Source organism: Massilia sp. UMI-21, from assembly GCA_015277795.1.
In the GTDB taxonomy this organism is placed as follows: domain Bacteria; phylum Pseudomonadota; class Gammaproteobacteria; order Burkholderiales; family Burkholderiaceae_D; genus Telluria.
In genome coordinates this window covers 804700-822313 of the sequence record CP063848.1, presented here as the reverse complement: position 1 = coordinate 822313, position 17614 = coordinate 804700, and the positions used below count along the sequence as shown (strand labels likewise).

Sequence of the window (17614 nt, the reverse complement as noted above, 5' to 3'; positions counted from 1 at the left end):
TCCCTCATACCAGCACCCTTTCGATGCCGCCGTTGTTGGCGCGGGCGACGTAGTCGGGCATCCAGTTCTCGCCCAGCAGGTGCCTGGCCATCTCCACCACGATGTAGTCGGCGGTGGTGCCGGCATCGTGGTTGTAGCGCGACAGGCCCTGCAGGCAGGACGGGCAACTGGTCAGGATCTTGACCTCGCCCTTGAAGCCGTCGTCGCGCAGCTTGTCGGCGCCCTTCTCCATCTCGCCCTGCTTGCGCGAGCGGACCTGGGTGGCGATGTCCGGACGGCTCACGGCGAAGGTGCCCGACTCGCCGCAGCAGCGGTCGTTCTTCTCGATCTTCACGTTGTCGACGGTCGAGACCAGCGCGTTGACGGTCTTGAGCGAGTCCTGCATCTTCATCGGCGTGTGGCAGGGGTCGTGGTACATGTAGCGGGTGCCGGTGACGCCTTCGAGCTTCACGCCCTTCTCCATCAGGTATTCGTGGATGTCGATGAGGCGGCAGCCCGGGAAGATCTTGTCGAACTCGTAGTTCGCCAGCGAGTCGTAGCAGGTGCCGCAGGACACCACGACCGTCTTGATGTCGAGGTAGTTCAGCGTGTTGGCCATGCGGTGGAACAGCACGCGGTTATCCGTCACCATCTTGTCGGCCTTGTCGTACTGGCCGGCGCCGCGCTGCGGATAGCCGCAGCACAGGTAGCCCGGCGGCAGCACGGTCTGCACGCCCACTTCCCACAGCATCGCCTGGGTGGCCAGGCCCACCTGCGAGAACAGGCGCTCCGAACCGCAGCCGGGGAAGTAGAACACGGCTTCGGTGTCGGCGTTGGTCGCCTTCGGGTTGCGGATGATCGGGATGACCTTGTCGTCCTCGATGTCGAGCAGCGCGCGCGCGGTCTTCTTCGGCAGGTTGCCCGGCATTTTCTTGTTGATGAAGTGGATCACCTGCTCGCGCACCGGGGCCTTGCCGGTGGTCGGGGGCGGCGCTTCCACCTGCGGCTTGGCCAGGCCGCGCAGCATCTGGTTGCCCAGGCGCTGGGCCTTGTAGCCCCAGTCGACCATCACCTTGCGGGTGGCGTTGATGGTGGTCGGGTCGGTCGCGTTCAGGAAGAACATGGCGGCGCGGTTGGCCGGCTTGAAGCTGCGCTTGTCCATCTTGCGCAGCAGGTTACGCATGTTCATCGAGACGTCGCCGAAGTCGATGTCGACCGGGCATGGTGTCACGCACTTGTGGCACACGGTGCAGTGGTCGGACACGTCTTCGAATTCTTCCCAGTGGCGGATCGACACGCCGCGGCGGGTCTGCTCTTCGTACAGGAAGGCTTCGATCAGGGCCGACGTCGCCAGGATCTTGTCGCGCGGCGAGTACAGCAGGTTTGCCTCCGGCACGTGGGTGGTGCAGACCGGCTTGCACTTGCCGCAGCGCAGGCAATCCTTGATGCTGCCCGCGATCTCGCCGATGTCGCTCTGCTGCATGATCAGCGATTCGTGGCCCATCAGGCCGAAGGACGGCGTGTAGGCGTTGGTGAGGTCGGCCGATACCGCCGTGGTGTTGAGCAGCTTGCCCTTGTTGAAGCGGCCTTCCGGATCGACGCGGGTTTTGTACTCGCGGAATTCGCGGATCTCGTCGTCGGTGAGGAATTCGAGCTTGGTGATGCCGATGCCATGCTCGCCCGAGATCACGCCGTCCAGCGAACGCGCCAGCCGCATGATGCGCTCGACCGCCTGGTGGGCGTCCTGCAGCATCGCGTAGTCGTCCGAGTTCACCGGGAGGTTGGTGTGCACGTTGCCGTCGCCGGCGTGCATGTGCAGGGCCACGAACACGCGCGAGCGCAGCACGCGCTTGTGGATCGCGCTACACTCCTCGAGGATGCATTTATAGGCCGCGCCATTGAAGATCTGGCGCAGCGGCGCGCGCAGTTCCTGCTTCCACGAGATGCGGATGGTGTGGTCTTGCACCACGTCGAACAGCAGCGCATCCGGCTGCTTGCCGATGCGCAGGTCGATGGCCTGCGACAGTGCATCCAGGCCCAGTTCACCGAGCCTGCCGCGCACCTCGGCCAGCGGCTGGTCGAGCTTGGCCAGGATGAAGCCCCAGCGCGCCGCGACCTGCTCCACCAGCGCCACCGCCTGCTGCGGGCGGTCGCCCAGGATCTCGGCGCGGTCCACGCTGTCGCCCGTGGCGTCGTCGCTCTTCTCGATCGGCAGGTGCTCGTTCGACAGCCAGGCGTGCAGCTCCCCTGCCAACTGCAGCTTGTTCTTGATCGACAGCTCGACGTTGATGCGCTCGATGCCGTCGGTGTACTCGCCCATGCGGTTCAGGGGAATCACCACGTCTTCGTTGATCTTGAAGGCGTTGGTGTGGCGCGCGATGGCCGCGGTGCGGGCCCGGTCCAGCCAGAATTTCTTGCGTGCTTCCGGGCTGACGGCGACAAAACCTTCGCCGACGCGGGTATTCGCCAGGCGCACCACTTCCGAGGCGGCGATGGCGACCGCGTTCTCGTCGTCGCCGACGATGTCGCCGAACAGCGCCATCTTGGGCAGCACGCCGCGCTTGGATTTGGTGGCGTAGCCGACCGCGCGCAGGTAGCGCTCGTCCAGGTGTTCCAGGCCGGCCAGGCGGATGGTGGAAAAGGCGGGGTCGCCGTTCTTCGGCAGGCCGTCGAGGTAATCCTTGATCTCGACGATCGACGGAATCGCATCGCGCGCCTGGCCGAAGAATTCCAGCGCCACGGTGCGGGTGAACTTCGGCATCTTGTGCAGGATCCAGCGGCTCGACGTGATCAGGCCGTCGGTGCCCTCTTTCTGGATGCCCGGCAGGCCGGCCAGGAACTTGTCGGTGACGTCCTTGCCCAGACCTTCCTTGCGGAAGCGGCGGCCCTCGATGGTGAGCGTCTCGGTGCGGAACGGCTCGCCTTTGGCCGCGCCGCGTGGCGACGGATGGGTCCACTCCAGCTTGAAGGTGGCCACCGGCGCGTCGTGGATCTTGGACAGGTTGTGGTCCATGCGCGTGACGTCGAGCCAGTCGCCGTTGGGATCGACCATGCGCCAGGAAGCCAGGTTATCGAGCGCGGTGCCCCACAAGACGGCCTTCTTGCCGCCCGCATTCATGGCGATGTTGCCGCCGATGCAGGAGGCGTGGGCCGAGGTCGGGTCGACCGCGAACACGAAACCGGCCTTCTCGGCCGCCTGCGAAACGCGCTGGGTGACGACGCCGGCAAAGGTATGGATGGTGGCGTATTCGCGGTCCACGCCCGGCAGGCGGGTCATTTCGACCTCGCCCAGCTGGATCAGCTTTTCGGTGTTGATCACGGCCGACACCGGCGTGAGCGGAATCGCGCCGCCGGTGTAGCCGGTGCCGCCGCCGCGCGGGATGATGGTCAGGCCCAGTTCGATGCAGCCCTTGACCAGGCCGGCCATCTCGTCCTCGCTGTCGGGCAGCAGTACCAGGAAGGGATACTCGACGCGCCAGTCGGTGGCGTCGGTGACGTGCGAAATGCGGTGCATGCCGTCGAAGCGGATGTTGCGCTTGTCGGTGTAGGCGCCCAGCACCTGCTTCGCGCGCTTGCGCAGGTCGTAGGTCGCGCGGAACTCGTGCGCGAAATCGTCGACGGCCTTGCGCGCGGCGGCCAGGAGCTGCTCGACCGCGGCGCTGCGCGCGGCGGCCGCTTCACCATCGGCACCGTCGCCGGCGTCCACGCTCAGGCGGCGCTTGTCGACTTCGCCCAGGCGGTGGTGCAGCGCGTCGATCAGCTTCTGGCGGCGCTTGGGGTTATCCAGCAGGTCGTCCTGCAGGTAGGGATTGCGGCGCACCACCCAGATGTCGCCCAGCACCTCGTACAGCATGCGTGCCGAGCGGCCGGTCTGGCGCGCCCCGCGCAGCTCGTCGAGCAGGCGCCACGAGGACTCCCCCAGCAGCCGGATCACGATCTCGCGATCGGAAAACGAGGTGTAGTTGTAGGGGATCTCGCGCAGGCGAGCAGGAGCATTGTCGGCGAGCAGGGTATGGATGTGTGCGGGCGCGTTCATGGATTGCTTGGCGTCGGTCGGACGGGTCCGAAGGAGGTTCATTCTAGCTTATTGCGGTGCACCACGCAGGCAGGCAGTAAGAAAACGACAAATACGCGGAGCAAGGAAATGCCAACAAGGCTCATCCAATGCAAATTTCCTTTGCACAAAATGGCCGCATTGCATCACTTATTTGCATGCAGACAAATAATGCCTCATTGCGTATGGCTCGCTTGCAGGCGATACCGCGCCGGGCGCGTCGCGTCGCTATCCTTACGGCGCTTGCTTGAGCAAGCGGTCCAGCCGCGCAGTCGCGCTCGCATCCATCTCGACCGAACGCAGGCAGTTGATCACTTCCGCGCGCACCGGCGGGCGCTCGACCACGTTGCAGGTCAGGGCCAGTTCGGTGAGAAAGCCGCCGTCCTGTTCCGGCAGGCTGGCGACGCCGGGCCAGACGATGCGCAATTGCTCCATGGTCGATTCGGAGTGCGAGTTCAGCATGTAGCGGGCGCCGAAGTAGCCGAAGACGGCCAGGGCGACGAGTACGAGGACCAGCGAAAGAATGCTTGGAGTTTTGTTCATGGCGCCATGATACAGGGCCGCCAGCACTTGGGTGTCGGGCAAGCCGGCATGCCGGCGTCGTGGCGCCGGCGGGCCCGCTCAACCGATCAGGCGCTCGAAGAAATCCCCGACCGTCTTCCAGAACCCGTCCGGGATGTACAGCAGCACCGCCGTCATGGTGACGTAGCGCAGAAATTTCCCTATCGCCATGTACATCACACTCGGCCAGAACGGCAGGTGCAGCCAGCCGGCCAGCGTACACAGCGGGTCGCCCACACCCGGCACCCAGGACAGCAGCATGGTCTTGGCGCCGTACTTCTTGAGCCAGCCGAACCAGCGGCTCTGGCGCTCCTTGGCGAAGGCGATCTTGGCGCGGTAACCGACGAAGTAATCCACCGCTCCGCCCAGGGTGTTGCCCAGGGTGCCTACGAAGATGGCCGGCCAGAACATGGCCGGGTTGGCTTTGACCACCGCAAACACGGCCGGTTCCGAGCCCAGCGGCAACAGCGTAGCCGAGATGAAGCTGATGACGAAGATGGAAGTCAGGCCGATGGTCGGCGCGGCAAGGACATTCAGGAGCCAGAGGACGGCGTTTTCGATCATCGATGGGTGAGCTTGAATTCTAGCTTCGGCAACAGGCTTGAGCGGTTGAGAGGATGGTCCATTATAATGAGGATCACTTAACGTAACGACACAATACGCCGAGCCTGATATCCAGCGCGCCGTATCGCCACTTCGTCCCCGGTCACCCTCCGAGCAGAACAGTGTGCGTCGTCCGGACCGTCGGCCCATCCCCTGCCGGCATTGCAGCCTACCGATCGCCGACCATGACTACCGACTACCTCAAGAGAATCCTGACCGCCCGCGTCTACGACGTGGCCGAAGAAACCCCGCTCGAGTACGCGCCGACCCTGTCGCAGCGCATGGGCAACCGCATCTACTTCAAGCGCGAGGACATGCAGAGCGTGTTCAGCTTCAAGCTGCGCGGCGCCTACAACAAGATGGCCAACCTGACGCCGGAACAGCTCAAGCGCGGCGTGATCTGCGCCTCGGCCGGCAACCACGCGCAGGGCGTCGCCCTGTCGGCCGCGCGCCTGGGCTGCCGCGCCCTGATCGTGATGCCGACCACCACCCCGCAGGTGAAGATCGACGCGGTGAAGTCGCGCGGCGGCGCCAGCGTCGAGGTGGTGCTGCACGGCGACTCCTATACCGACGCCTACAACCACGCGCTGCTGCTGGAAAAAGAGCAGCGCCTTACTTTTGTGCATCCCTTCGACGACCCCGACGTGATTGCCGGCCAGGGCACCATCGGCATGGAGATCCTGCGCCAGCACTCGGGCCCGATCCACGCGATCTTCGTCGCCATCGGCGGCGGCGGCCTGGTCGCGGGCGTGGGCGCCTACGTCAAGGCGGTGCGCCCCGACATCAAGGTGATCGGCGTGCAGACCATCGATTCGGATGCGATGGCCAGGAGCCTGAAGGCCGGCCAGCGCGTCACGCTCACCGATGTCGGCCTGTTCTCGGACGGCACCGCGGTGCGCCTGGTGGGCGAAGAGACCTTCCGCGTGGCGCAACGGGTGGTGGACGAGATCATCATCGTCGACACCGATGCGATCTGCGCGGCGATCCAGGACGTGTTCCAGGACACGCGCAGCATCCTGGAGCCGGCCGGCGCGCTGGCGGTGGCCGGCGCCAAGGCGTATGTCGAACGCTCGCAGATGGGACGCATGCCGGTCAAGGGCGAAACCCTGGTGGCGGTGGCCTGCGGCGCCAACATGAACTTCGACCGCCTGCGCTTCGTGGCCGAGCGTGCGGAACTGGGCGAATCGCGCGAAGCCGTGTTCGCGGTGACCATCCCCGAACAGCGCGGCAGCTTCCGGCGCTTCTGCGCGCTGGTCGGCCCGCGCAACGTCACCGAATTCAACTACCGCATCAGCGACGCGCGCGAAGCGCACATTTTCGTGGGCGTGCAGGTGGGCAGCCGCAGCGAGTCGGGCCTGCTGGCGCGCACCTTCGAGGAACACGATTTCCGCACCCTCGACCTGACCCACGACGAGATGGCCAAGCTGCACATCCGCCACCTGGTGGGCGGAAAAAGCGCACTGGCCGAGAACGAATTGCTGTATCGTTTCGAGTTCCCCGAACGCCCGGGCGCGCTGATGCGCTTCCTCGACAGCATGGCGCCGAACTGGAACATCTCGCTGTTCCACTACCGCAACCAGGGCGGCGACGTGGGACGCATCCTGGTCGGCCTGCAGGTGCCGGCGGCCGAGATGGACGAGTTCCGGCAGTTCCTGGCGACCCTCGGGTACCGGTACTGGGACGAGAGTGCCAACCCGGTGTACAAGCTGTTCCTGGGGACCTGACAATCGGTCGATCTCGCCCCTATCGTGAGCACGTCGCACCGGCGAAGGCCGGTGTCCAATGACTGTCCCGCAGTGTTATCCCCACCGCGGTACGCAACTTTTCGTTGAACGCGTGGGCAGGAAAACCTGCCCACCCTACGAACGTCAAAAGCGTTCTGTTTTCCTATGAATACTCCTGATCAATCGCCTCTCGGCAAATCCTCCGCTTACCAGAGCCAGTACGCTCCCGAGCTCCTGTTCCCGATCCCGCGCCTGCAAAAGCGCGAAGAGATCGGTCTGGGCGCGGGCGCGGGCCCCCTTCCCTTCTTCGGCGTCGACATCTGGAACGCCTACGAACTGTCGTGGCTGAACATGCGCGGCAAGCCGCAGGTGGCGATCGCCACCATGACCGCACCCGCCGATTCGCCCAACATCGTCGAGTCGAAGTCGTTCAAGCTGTACCTGAATTCCTTCAACCAGACCCGCCTGGCGGGTACCGATGCGCTGGTCGAGCTGTTGCGCCAGGACCTGTCCGCCGCCTTCGGCGCGCCGGTCCACGTCGCGATCACCACGCCGGATGCCTTCGGCAGCCTGAAGATGGGCGAGCTCGACGGCACCCTGCTCGACCGCCTCGACGTGGAAATCGACCAGTATCTTCCCTCGCCCCAGTTGCTGGGAGCGAATGTCGACGAAGCGCCGGTCGAGGAAACCCTGGTGTCGCACCTGCTGAAGTCGAACTGCCTGGTCACCGGCCAGCCGGACTGGGGCACCGTGCAGATCCGCTACGTCGGCCCGCAGATCGACCAGGAGGGTTTGCTCAAGTACCTGATTGGCTTCCGCGAGCACAACGAATTCCACGAGCAATGTGTTGAGCGCATCTTCATGGACGTGCTGCGCCAGTGCAAACCGACCAAGCTCGCGGTGTATGCCCGCTACACCCGCCGAGGCGGCCTCGACATCAATCCCTGGCGCGCCAATTTCAGTACCGGCAAGCCGGGCAACCTGCGTACCGCGCGCCAATGAGGCGAATAGCCGCCTGGATGCCAGGCGGCTGTGCGTTTTCGGCCACACCCACTCGAATTTTCCATATCAAAACTACACGGGAAGAGGCTGCTTAAAATATGAGCAGCATGCAGGCAAAAAACGGTATGACGCCTGCATAGCCGCCGATTGCGGTGGATTTCAGGTGATTTCGTTTCGGAAATTGCGTTTTATTGCAGCTCCGATTTCATGGCAAAACACTGGGTTTTTGCCACATCGTCTCCATGTAGTCGACTGTATGCCCGTACAGATGCGAAATCGAATGTCACTGCCATGAAACAGGCCTATAATTCCGCCTCGCAAGCAGCTACCCTGTGCATCGCACACTAGTCATGACGAACCTAAGCAAAATCCTCTCGCTCGAAAATGTGCAGCTGGACCTGGAAGTCTCCAGCAAGAAACGCGCGTTCGAGCAGGCCGGCCTGATCTTCGAAAACAATTGCGGCATCGCACGTTCGACCGTGTCGGACAACCTGTTCGCACGCGAGCGTCTCGGCTCCACCGGCCTCGGTCATGGTGTCGCCGTCCCGCACGGCCGGATCAAGGGCGCCAAGAGCCTGAAGTCGCCCCTGGCGGCCTTCGTGCGCCTGAAAGAACCGATTCCCTTCGAGTCGCCGGATGGCCAGCCGGTCAGCCTGCTGTTCTTCCTGTTGATTCCGGACCACGTCACCCAGCAGCACCTCGAGATCCTGTCGGAAATCGCCGAGCTGTTCTCGGACGAAGCCGTGCGCACCGCGTTGGCCACCGATCCGGATCCGAAATCGGTGTACGAGCGCATCATCAACTGGCAACCCAGCCTGCAGGCTTTGGGCTAAACTGTCTACGCGGCAATTCGCCGCGTACGGAACGACATGCCCATGCTGCAGACTCCGCTGACCATCCAGCGCCTGTATGACGACAACCGCGACAGCCTCCAGCTCGGCTGGTTCGCGGGTTTCCCCGGCGGCGAACGCCAGATCGCGGGCGACGCGGCCTCGGCCGCCGACCAGGTCGGCCACCTGAACCTGATCCACCCGGGCCGCATCCAGGTCTTCGGACACCAGGAACTCAACTACTACCACCGCCTGAAGTCCAGCTCGCGTTCCCACGTGATCGGCGAGCTGATCGGCGGCGGTCCGCCGGCCCTGATCATTGCGCAGGGGCTGGAAACGCCACCCGACATCCTGGCCATCTGCGACGAGCAGAACATCCCCCTGTTCTCGACCCCGCTGCCGGCGGCGCAGGTGATCGACTTCCTGCGCGTCTACCTGTCCAAGAAGCTGGCGCAGCGCGTGATCATGCATGGCGTGTTCATGGACGTGCTGGGCGTGGGCGTCTTGATCACCGGCGACTCGGGCCTGGGCAAGAGCGAACTCGGCCTGGAACTGATCTCGCGTTCGCACGGCCTGGTGGCCGACGATGCGGTGGAGTTCTCGCGCATCGCGCCGAACATGATCGAGGGCCGTTGCCCGCCGCTGCTGCAGAACCTGCTGGAAGTGCGCGGCCTGGGCCTGCTGGACATCAAGGCGATCTTCGGCGAAACCGCGGTGCGCCGCAAGATGCGCCTGAAGCTGATCGTCCACCTGGTCAAGCGCGGCACGCTGGACGAGGAAGTCGAGCGCCTGCCCTTCCATTTCCCGACCGAGGACGTGCTGGGCCTGCCGATCCGCAAGGTGGTGATTCCGGTGGCAGCCGGCCGCAACATCGCGGTGCTGCTCGAGGCTGCGGTGCGCAACACCATCCTGCAGCTGCGCGGCATCGATACGCTGCAGGAATTCATGGAACGGCAACGTCAGGCGATGAGCGGAGATTGAGTGTTGCCAGGGAGTCTGCCCTTGCAAGGGCAGACCGTTCCGCAGGCGCGGAGCATGCTCCGCGAATTCCCTGCTCCACCAACGTCAAGCGATGAGCGGAGATTGACCCATTTGGGGTATCATCCCGCCCATGCACATCGTCCTCATTACCGGTATTTCCGGCTCGGGCAAGTCGGTTGCCCTGAATGTTCTGGAAGACGCAGGCTACTACTGCGTCGACAACCTGCCGCCGGCCCTGCTGCCGGCCCTGGTCTACGCGGTCAGTGAAAAAGGCACGGAAAAAATCGCCGTCGCGGTCGATGCGCGCAGCGCCGAATCGCTGGTCGAACTGCCGGTGAGCGTGCGCCACCTGAAGGAAGAAGGCCACAACGTCAAGGTGATGTTCCTGACCTCGAGCACGCATTCGCTGGTGGCGCGTTTCTCGGAGACCCGCCGCAGCCACCCGCTGTCGCACGAGCTGCGCCCGGGCGAGAACCCGGCCTCGCGCCGCACCCTGATCGAATGCATCGCCGAGGAGCGCGAGCGCCTGTCGGCGATCGAGAACCTGGGACACGTGATCGACACCTCCGAGCTGTCGGCCAACAAGCTGCGCGCCTGGGTCAAGGAACTGGCCGACATCGAGCAGGCGCCGCTGACGCTGTTCTTCGAATCCTTCGCCTTCAAGGTGGGCGTGCCGCTCGACGCCGACTTCGTATTCGACGTGCGCGCCATCCCGAATCCCTATTACGACCTGTCGCTGCGCCCGTTGACGGGCAAGGACGCGCCGGTGATCGCCTTCCTCGACGCCCAGCCGAGCGCCACCGAGATGCTGGAAGACATCCGCGCCTTCGTGGAAAAATGGCTGCCCTCGTTCAAGACCGACAACCGCTCCTACCTCACGGTGGCGGTGGGCTGCACCGGCGGACAGCACCGCTCGGTGTACATGGCGGAACGGCTGGGAGCCTACTTCGGCACGAGCGAGCGGGTCATCGTGCGGCACCGCGAGCAGCCGAAGCACGTGGCGGCTTGATACTTCACGCGGCATGTGTTTGCCGCGACATCGTAGGGTGGTCGGCTATGCCGACCGCGCGTTCAAACAGAATACGAACTTAGGGGGCGCATCAATTCGCCCTTTGATTGGACGCGCGGACGGCGAAGCCGTCCACCCTACGCCAGATGCCGCAGCGGATGCGCATACGCCGGCCACACCGGCTCGAAGAACCTGTCCACCATCGAAGGCGTCACCTCCTCCAGCGTCGCCGGCTTCCATTGCGGCGCATTGTCCTTGTCGATCACCAGCGCGCGCACGCCTTCCAGCACTTCGCCGTGCTCGAAGTTACGGCGCACCAGGTTGCGCTCCATGCGCAGGCAATCGGCCACGCCGAGCGAGGCGCCGCGCAGCAGCAGCTCGCGCGTCACGCACATCAACAAGGGCGAGCGCTGGCGCATGGCCTTGAGCGCCTTCTGCGCGAACGGGTTCTCGTCGCGCGCCAGCGAAGCCATGATCGCCCCCACCGACGCCGCGCCGAAGTGTGCATCGATCACGCCGCGCTGCGCCTGCAGTTCGCTCGGTCCGGCCTGCGCCGCATACTGCGCCGCCAGGCTGCGGATCGCCGCCGGCAGTTCCGCACCCGGCGTCGACTCGACCAGCGCCATCAGGCCGCCCAGTTGCGCGCCCGGCACGAACACGTCCGCCAGCCCCACATAGAGCGCATCGGCCGCGCCGATCGTCAGCCCGGTCAGGCCCAGGTACTGGCCCAGCTGGCCCGGCGCGTGCGACAGGAAGTGGCTGCCGCCCACGTCCGGGAACAGGCCGATGTTCACCTCGGGCATAGCCATCCTGGTCCGCTCGGTGACGATGCGCAGGCCGCAGTCCGGACCGCCCTGGGCGATGCCCATGCCGCCACCCATCACCACGCCGTCCATCACCGCGATGTAGGGTTTCGGATAGAAGTGGATCAGGTGGTTGAGCGCGTATTCTTCGGTGAAGAAGTCTTCCAGCAGCGCGCTGCCGCCGGTCGGTCCGACCTGACCCATCTCGTGGAAGAAGCGGATATCGCCGCCCGCGCACAATGCCTTCTCGCTGCTGCTGGTGATCAGCACCGCGTCGATGCCCGCATCATCCTTCCAGCGCAGCAGGGTGGCGGTCAGGACACGTACCATGTCGAGCGAGAGGGAATTCAGGGCCTTTGGCCGGTCGAGCGTGATGACGCCGGTGCGGTTGGCAACGCGGGTCAGGACGTAATCGGTCATGATGGTGCTCTATGGTCGAAAAGACATGCATTCTACAGAAGGAAACCGTCAAACCGAAGCCTTGAAAAGTAACAAGCGCAGTAATAGTAGAGGTTTGACGGAAACACCGATCGAAACTGGCTGGATCAGCAAAAAGGGCGTCCCCTCAGACGCCCTTGCTGTGTTTGCGGTCGCCCGTGTTTACGCGGCGGCGGCTTCTTCTCCGATGTCCGGCAGGCGCTTGTGCGCCACGTGGCTATGGTCCTGCAGCATGGATTTGTGTTTCAGAACCTGTCTGTCCAGCCTGTCCATCAGCGTGTCGATGGCCGCGTAAAGATCCTGTGCCGCACTGGCGACGTGCAAAATCTTGCCCGATACCTGGAGGTTGATCTCGGCTTTCTGCCGTTTTTCTTTTTCGGTAAGGTTATCGATGGCGAGGAACACGTGGGTGTCGATCACGTGGTCGAAATGGCGGGTGATGCGCTCGAGCTTATTCTGAACGTATTCACGGATGGCGGGGGTGACGTCGAGATGGTGGCCGCTGATTGTGAGGTTCATACACACTCCTTTGGGAAGGTGCCCTGCCCGCGCCACAAGGTAAGAGTGGGCAGTAGCTTTACAGGGATTTGCGGAGGCTGACGGGCGGAATCTTGAGCGCTTCGCGGTACTTGGCAACCGTGCGGCGCGCAATGACCATACCTTGTTCCCCGAGCATCTCCGCGATCTTGCTGTCGGATAAAGGGTTCCTAGGGTCTTCTGCTCCTGTCAATTGCGCAATGAGCGCGCGGATCGCCGTCGAGGAAGCTTCTCCCCCCGCTTCGGTGGCGACGTGGCTTCCGAAGAAGTATTTCAGCTCGAACATGCCGTGCGGGGTCAGCATGTATTTCTGCGTTGTGACACGAGAAATCGTGCTCTCATGTAGGCCTAGTGTATCAGCTATCTCACGCAAAACAAGAGGGCGCATCGCAACCGCGCCGTGGCTGAAAAAGTTGCGCTGACGCTCGACGATCGCCTCGGCAACACGCAGGATCGTGTCGAAACGCTGGCGCATGTTCTTGATGAGCCACTTGGCTTCCTGCAGCTGCGCGCCCATCTGGCTTTCGCTTCTGCCCTGCTTGAGCAGGTTGGCGTACAGGCTGTTCACGCGCAGCTTCGGCATCACTTCCGGATTGAGCGCTACCTGCCAGCCGTCCTTGGCGTGGCGCACGATCACGTCCGGCACCACGTAGTCGGAGACGCCCGCGCCGAAGGCCGATCCGGGGTGCGGATTGCACTGGCGGACCACGGCCTGCACCTCGCGCAGGTCTTCGTCGTCGCAGTCGAGCGCCTTTTTCAGCTTGGTGTATTCGCGCTGCGCGAACCAGGTCAGGTAAGCCTCGACGATCTTGAGCGCCAGGCGCCGCGTCACCAGCGGCACGCCGGGCATGCGGCGGATCTGCAGCGCCAGGCATTCGGCCGCGCTGCGCGCGCCGACGCCGACCGGGTCCAGGCTCTGCACCAGCGCCAGCGCGCAGCGCAGCTCGTCCATCTCGATGTCCAGTTCGGCCGGCAGGCGCCCGTGGATCTCGTCCAGCGGTTCTTCCAGGTAGCCGTTGTCGTCGAGCGCATCGATCACCAGCTCGGCCAGCGCGCGGTCGCGCATGCTGCAGCCGGTCAGGCGCACCTGTTCCACCAGGTGCTCGCGCAGCGTGATGCTCTCCGCTTCGAGCTGTGGACGGCCGTCTTCGTCGTCGCCGCTGCGCGCGCCGCCACCCTCCCCGCCCCAGTCGCTGTCGGCCTCGCCGCGCTCCGTGTGCTCGCCACCGTCGTCGTTGCCGGCGTCCGGCTTGGCGCCCTCCTCGGCCGCATGCTCGCCGCCCGGCGCCGGCGCCGCTTCGCCACTGACCGGCGCACTGTTGATGGCGCCGTCGGCCAGCAGCCGCACCGAGCGGTCGAGCGGATCGTCGAGCCGTTCCAGCAAGGGATTATCGGACAGGATCTGCTCGATCTCCTGGTGCAGTTCGAGCGTGGACAGTTGCAGCAGCCGGATCGACTGCTGCAACTGCGGCGTGAGCGCCAGGTGCTGCGAGGTGCGAAGCTGGAGCGACTGTTTCATCGTTACATTCTAAAATGCTCGCCCAGGTACACACGCCGCACCGACTCGTTGGCGATGATGTCGTCGGGCCGGCCCGATGCCAGCACCGCGCCCTGGTTGATGATGTAGGCGCGGTCGCAGATGCCGAGCGTCTCGCGCACGTTGTGGTCGGTGATCAGGACGCCGATGTTGCGCTCTTTCAGGAAGCGCACGATGCGCTGGATCTCGATCACCGCGATCGGGTCGACGCCGGCGAAGGGTTCGTCCAGCAGCACGAAGCGCGGATTGGTCGCCAGCGCGCGCGCGATCTCCACGCGCCGCCGCTCGCCGCCCGACAGCGACAGCGCCGGGTTCTCGCGCAGCTTCTCGATCTGCAGTTCGGCCAGCAGGGTATCGAGGCGTTCGTTGATCTGGTCCTTGGAAAGCGGCTTGCCGTCCACGCGCTGCAGTTCCAGCACGGCGCGGATGTTCTCCTCCACCGTCAGCCTGCGGAACACCGAGGCTTCCTGCGGCAGGTAGGACAGGCCCAGCACCGCGCGGCGGTGGATCGGCAGGCTCGAAATGTCGGTACCGTTGATGTCGATGGTGCCGGCGTCCGAGGGCACCAGCCCGACGATCATGTAGAACGAGGTGGTCTTGCCGGCGCCGTTCGGGCCCAGCAGGCCGACCACCTCGCCGCATTCCACCTGCAGCGACACGTCGCGCACCACCAGGCGCTTGCCGTAGCTCTTCTGCAGGCCCTTGACGATCAGGGTGCTGCAGCCTTCGCGCGCGCTCGTCATTGCTTGGCGCCCTCGCTTGGTGCCGGGCGGCGTGGCGCGATGATCAGCGTGCCGCGGCCACCGCCCACCTTGCTGGCGCCGCTGGCGTCGTTGCGCACCTGCGCGACTTCGCGGCGGTTGTCGTAGGAGATGAAGGGCCCCTTGATCTCGTTGGTCATGCGCCCGTTTTCCAGTTCGCGCACTTCGGCATTGGTGAACAGCTTGACCAGTTCGGCGCGCTCGTCGTATTCGATGCGCTGGGCCTGGCCCTCGACCCACAGGTCGGGGCCGCCGTCGCGCTTCTGGCGGAAGGTGGCGGCCTTGCCGCTGTTGGCCGTGAGCGTGACGGTGAGGTAGCCTTCCGGCGTTTCCTTCATCAGGGCGCGGTCGGACTTGAGGACCAGCGTGCCGCGCGTGAGCACGACGTTGCCGGTCAGGATGCGGGTCTGGGTGACCTCGTCGACGTCGAGCGAGTCGAAGTTGATCACGGCCTGCTTGAGCGAATCGGCACGCTCCGCCGAGGCGCCGAAGGCGACCAGGCTGAGGAGTGCGGCTGCGATGATGTTTTTCATGTTGCTTGTCCTGGTTGACGCGCTGCGCGCTTATTGGCGCGCTATTGGCGCGCGCGTGGCGGATAAACGATCTGGCCGCGGCTCGCGAGGTGCAGCTGCTGGGTCGCGTTGTTGGCCACCATGCCGGTGCCGGTCACGGTCGCCGCGCCGAGCTGCATCTGGATCGGGCGCTTGGTCTTGAGGATTTCTTCGTCGGGCAGCACGGTGAGCGCCTCGGTCTGCACGCGCAGCGCTTCGCTGGTGGGCGTGGCCGGGCGCTGCACGTCGACCTGGCCGAGCAGTTCGACGCGGTGCTCTTCGTGGAAGATCTCGGCGCGCTTGGCGACGATGGTCATGCGCGGGCGGCCCGGTGTCATGGCCTGCATCACCGGCTGCTCGACCTGGGACACGTCGCCCAGCGGCGTATGGGCCAGGCGCTTGCCCGATACCACGTAGCTCGGCTTGCCCTCCTCGGTCATGCGCACGACCGAAAAGTTCTCGACGATGTAATCCGGTTCGCTCATCGGTCCGCCAAGGCGGGCGTCGCCGTCCGCGCGCTCCATCAGCTGCACCAGCCAGAAGCTGCCGAAGGCGCAGAAGGCCGCGAGCATCATGATCGCCAGCAGTTTCCAGCGGTGGGCGGTGCGCTTGTAGTTGACCATGTCCCGGGCGTTCCCGCGCTAGGCGAAATACGGCGCGAGCGCCTGTTCGTAGGTGCCCTGGGCGCGCATCACGAGGTCGCAGACCTCGCGCACGGCGCCGCGGCCGCCCGCGTTGTTCGTGACGTAGTGCGCGCGGTGCCGCACTTCCGGGTGGCCCGAGGGCACGGTGACCGCAAAGCCCACGCGGGTGAACAGCGGCAGGTCGATCACGTCGTCGCCGATGTAGCCGCATTCCTCGGGCGCGACGCCGGTAGCCGCGAGCAGTTCGGCGAAGCCGACGCGCTTGTCGTGGATGCCCTGGTAGACGTGCCCGATGCCCAGGTCGGCGGCGCGCTTGAGCACGATCGGCGACTTGCGCGCGCTGATGATGGCGGTCTTGACGCCGGTCTTGTTCAGCAGCTGGATGCCGAGGCCGTCGAGCACGTTGAAGGTCTTGGTGACCTCGCCCTCCGGGCCATAGGTCAGGCTGCCGTCGGTGAGCACGCCGTCGACGTCGAAGATCATGACTTTCACGCGCGCGGCGCGCTGCATGTGTTGAAGCGAAGTGTCCAGGTTGCTCATCGGTTCACTCATCAGATGACCTTCGCGCGGGTCAGGTCGTGGATGTGGAGCGCACCGACCAGGCGGTCGTCGCCGTCGACGACCAGCATCTGGTTGATGCGGAATTCTTCCATCACGGCGACTGCATCGACCGCCAGCTGTTCCGGATGGACGCGGCGCGGGTTCGCGTGCATCACGTCGCGAATCGTGATGTTGGAGAAGTCCTGCACGCGTTCGATCAGGCGGCGCAGGTCGCCGTCGGTGAACACGCCGACCGGACGCCGTTCTGCGTCGACGATGGCGGTCATGCCCATGCCCTTCTGGCTGATTTCGAGCAGCGCGCGCGTCAGCGGGGCATCCGGCGACACCGCCGGGATCGCGTCGCCGCTGCGCATCACGTCGCGCACATGGGTCAGCAGGCGGCGGCCCAGGGCGCCGCCCGGGTGCGACATTGCGAAGTCTTCCTCGCGGAAACCGCGCGCATCGAGCAAGGCCACGGCCAGCGCGTCGCCCATCGCCAGGGTGACGGTGGTGCTGGTGGTCGGCGCCAGGTTGAGGGTGCAGGCTTCCTTGGCCACCGAGATGTCGAGGTGGATCTCGGACAGCTTGGCCAGGCGCGAATGCGGCTTGCCGGTCATCGCCATGACGGGCGTGCCCATGCGCTTGATGGCCGGCAGGATTTCCAGCAACTCGGCCGACTCGCCCGAATTCGAGATGGCAATGAACACGTCGTGCGCCGTCACCATGCCGAGGTCGCCGTGGGCGGCTTCGCCCGGGTGCACGAACATGGCCGGGGTGCCGGTCGAGGCCAGGGTGGCGGCGATCTTGCGGCCGATGTGACCCGATTTGCCCATGCCCGAGACCACCACGCGCCCGGTGCAGCCGTACAGCAGCCCGACGGCGCGCACGAAACTGTCGTCGTCACCCAGGCGCGCATGCAGGGCGCGAATGGCGTCGGCTTCGATGGCGAGGGTCTCGCGACCCAGCTCCAGCACACGGCGGGCCTGGTCCGCGTCAAAACTTTTCAGCATTATTTTTTCATGGGTTACACTCATCATGGCAGTATAAACGAATTGGGAAA

The 17614-nt window shown here is 64.9% G+C and carries 16 protein-coding genes; 5 read left to right on the top strand and 11 right to left on the bottom strand.

The genetic code is table 11. The annotated features are described in order from the left end of the window. Positions 1–4 precede the first annotated feature (4 nt). From IM543_03620 to IM543_03610, 3 genes are all read right to left on the bottom strand, one after another. Positions 5–4015: a DUF3683 domain-containing protein gene (locus IM543_03620; GenBank protein ID QOY96508.1), complete on the bottom strand. Its 4011-nt coding sequence runs from the start codon at positions 4013–4015 to the stop codon at positions 5–7. A 252-nt stretch (positions 4016–4267) separates the two neighbouring features. Beyond that, the gene (locus IM543_03615) at positions 4268–4576 is read right to left on the bottom strand and encodes a hypothetical protein (GenBank protein QOY94997.1); all 309 of its coding nucleotides are present in this window, start codon (positions 4574–4576) and stop codon (positions 4268–4270) included. Between the two features lie 78 nt (positions 4577–4654). Further along, positions 4655–5158 carry a DedA family protein gene (locus tag IM543_03610; protein QOY94996.1) on the bottom strand — a complete coding sequence of 168 codons (504 nt, stop codon included), beginning with the start codon at positions 5156–5158 and terminating at the stop codon, positions 4655–4657. A 224-nt stretch (positions 5159–5382) separates the two neighbouring features. Between IM543_03610 and ilvA the strand changes: the two genes are divergently transcribed. The 5 genes from ilvA (at position 5383) to rapZ (ending at position 10743) form a co-directional block, all read left to right on the top strand. Beyond that, positions 5383–6921, top strand: coding sequence for a threonine ammonia-lyase, biosynthetic (gene ilvA, locus IM543_03605; protein QOY94995.1), 1539 nt, complete (start codon positions 5383–5385; stop codon positions 6919–6921). A gap of 165 nt (positions 6922–7086) precedes the next feature. Beyond that, the gene (queF, locus tag IM543_03600) at positions 7087–7923 is read left to right on the top strand and encodes an NADPH-dependent 7-cyano-7-deazaguanine reductase QueF (protein QOY94994.1); all 837 of its coding nucleotides are present in this window, start codon (positions 7087–7089) and stop codon (positions 7921–7923) included. Positions 7924–8273: 350 nt separating this feature from the next. Further along, positions 8274–8756, top strand: a complete 483-nt coding sequence (locus IM543_03595; GenBank protein ID QOY94993.1) for a PTS sugar transporter subunit IIA — start codon at positions 8274–8276, stop codon at positions 8754–8756. A gap of 42 nt (positions 8757–8798) precedes the next feature. Next, positions 8799–9734: an HPr kinase/phosphorylase gene (locus IM543_03590; GenBank protein ID QOY94992.1), complete on the top strand. Its 936-nt coding sequence runs from the start codon at positions 8799–8801 to the stop codon at positions 9732–9734. A 130-nt stretch (positions 9735–9864) separates the two neighbouring features. After that, the gene (rapZ, locus tag IM543_03585) at positions 9865–10743 is read left to right on the top strand and encodes an RNase adapter RapZ (protein QOY94991.1); all 879 of its coding nucleotides are present in this window, start codon (positions 9865–9867) and stop codon (positions 10741–10743) included. Between the two features lie 137 nt (positions 10744–10880). Here rapZ and IM543_03580 read toward each other — a convergent pair whose 3' ends face one another. From IM543_03580 to IM543_03545, 8 genes are all read right to left on the bottom strand, one after another. Beyond that, positions 10881–11966 (bottom strand): enoyl-CoA hydratase/isomerase family protein, encoded by a 1086-nt coding sequence (locus IM543_03580; protein QOY94990.1) that lies wholly within the window; start codon positions 11964–11966, stop codon positions 10881–10883. A 180-nt stretch (positions 11967–12146) separates the two neighbouring features. Continuing rightward, on the bottom strand, positions 12147–12503 hold the full coding sequence (gene raiA / locus IM543_03575; protein ID QOY94989.1) for a ribosome-associated translation inhibitor RaiA: 357 nt from the start codon (positions 12501–12503) through the stop codon (positions 12147–12149). Positions 12504–12561: 58 nt separating this feature from the next. After that, the gene (locus tag IM543_03570; protein ID QOY94988.1) at positions 12562–14040 is read right to left on the bottom strand and encodes an RNA polymerase factor sigma-54; all 1479 of its coding nucleotides are present in this window, start codon (positions 14038–14040) and stop codon (positions 12562–12564) included. A 2-nt stretch (positions 14041–14042) separates the two neighbouring features. Beyond that, positions 14043–14801 (bottom strand): LPS export ABC transporter ATP-binding protein, encoded by a 759-nt coding sequence (lptB, locus tag IM543_03565; GenBank protein ID QOY94987.1) that lies wholly within the window; start codon positions 14799–14801, stop codon positions 14043–14045. Beyond that, positions 14798–15352: a lipopolysaccharide transport periplasmic protein LptA gene (gene lptA / locus IM543_03560; GenBank protein QOY94986.1), complete on the bottom strand. Its 555-nt coding sequence runs from the start codon at positions 15350–15352 to the stop codon at positions 14798–14800. The genes lptB and lptA overlap by 4 nt, the downstream gene beginning before the upstream one ends. A gap of 41 nt (positions 15353–15393) precedes the next feature. Next, entirely contained in the window at positions 15394–15993 is a 600-nt protein-coding gene (gene lptC / locus IM543_03555; protein ID QOY94985.1) for an LPS export ABC transporter periplasmic protein LptC, read from the bottom strand. An 18-nt stretch (positions 15994–16011) separates the two neighbouring features. Beyond that, a complete protein-coding gene (locus IM543_03550; protein QOY96507.1) occupies positions 16012–16524 on the bottom strand; it encodes an HAD family hydrolase in 513 nt (170 codons plus the stop codon). A gap of 41 nt (positions 16525–16565) precedes the next feature. Beyond that, entirely contained in the window at positions 16566–17588 is a 1023-nt protein-coding gene (locus IM543_03545) for a KpsF/GutQ family sugar-phosphate isomerase (protein ID QOY96506.1), read from the bottom strand. Between the last annotated feature and the right edge of the window lie 26 nt (positions 17589–17614).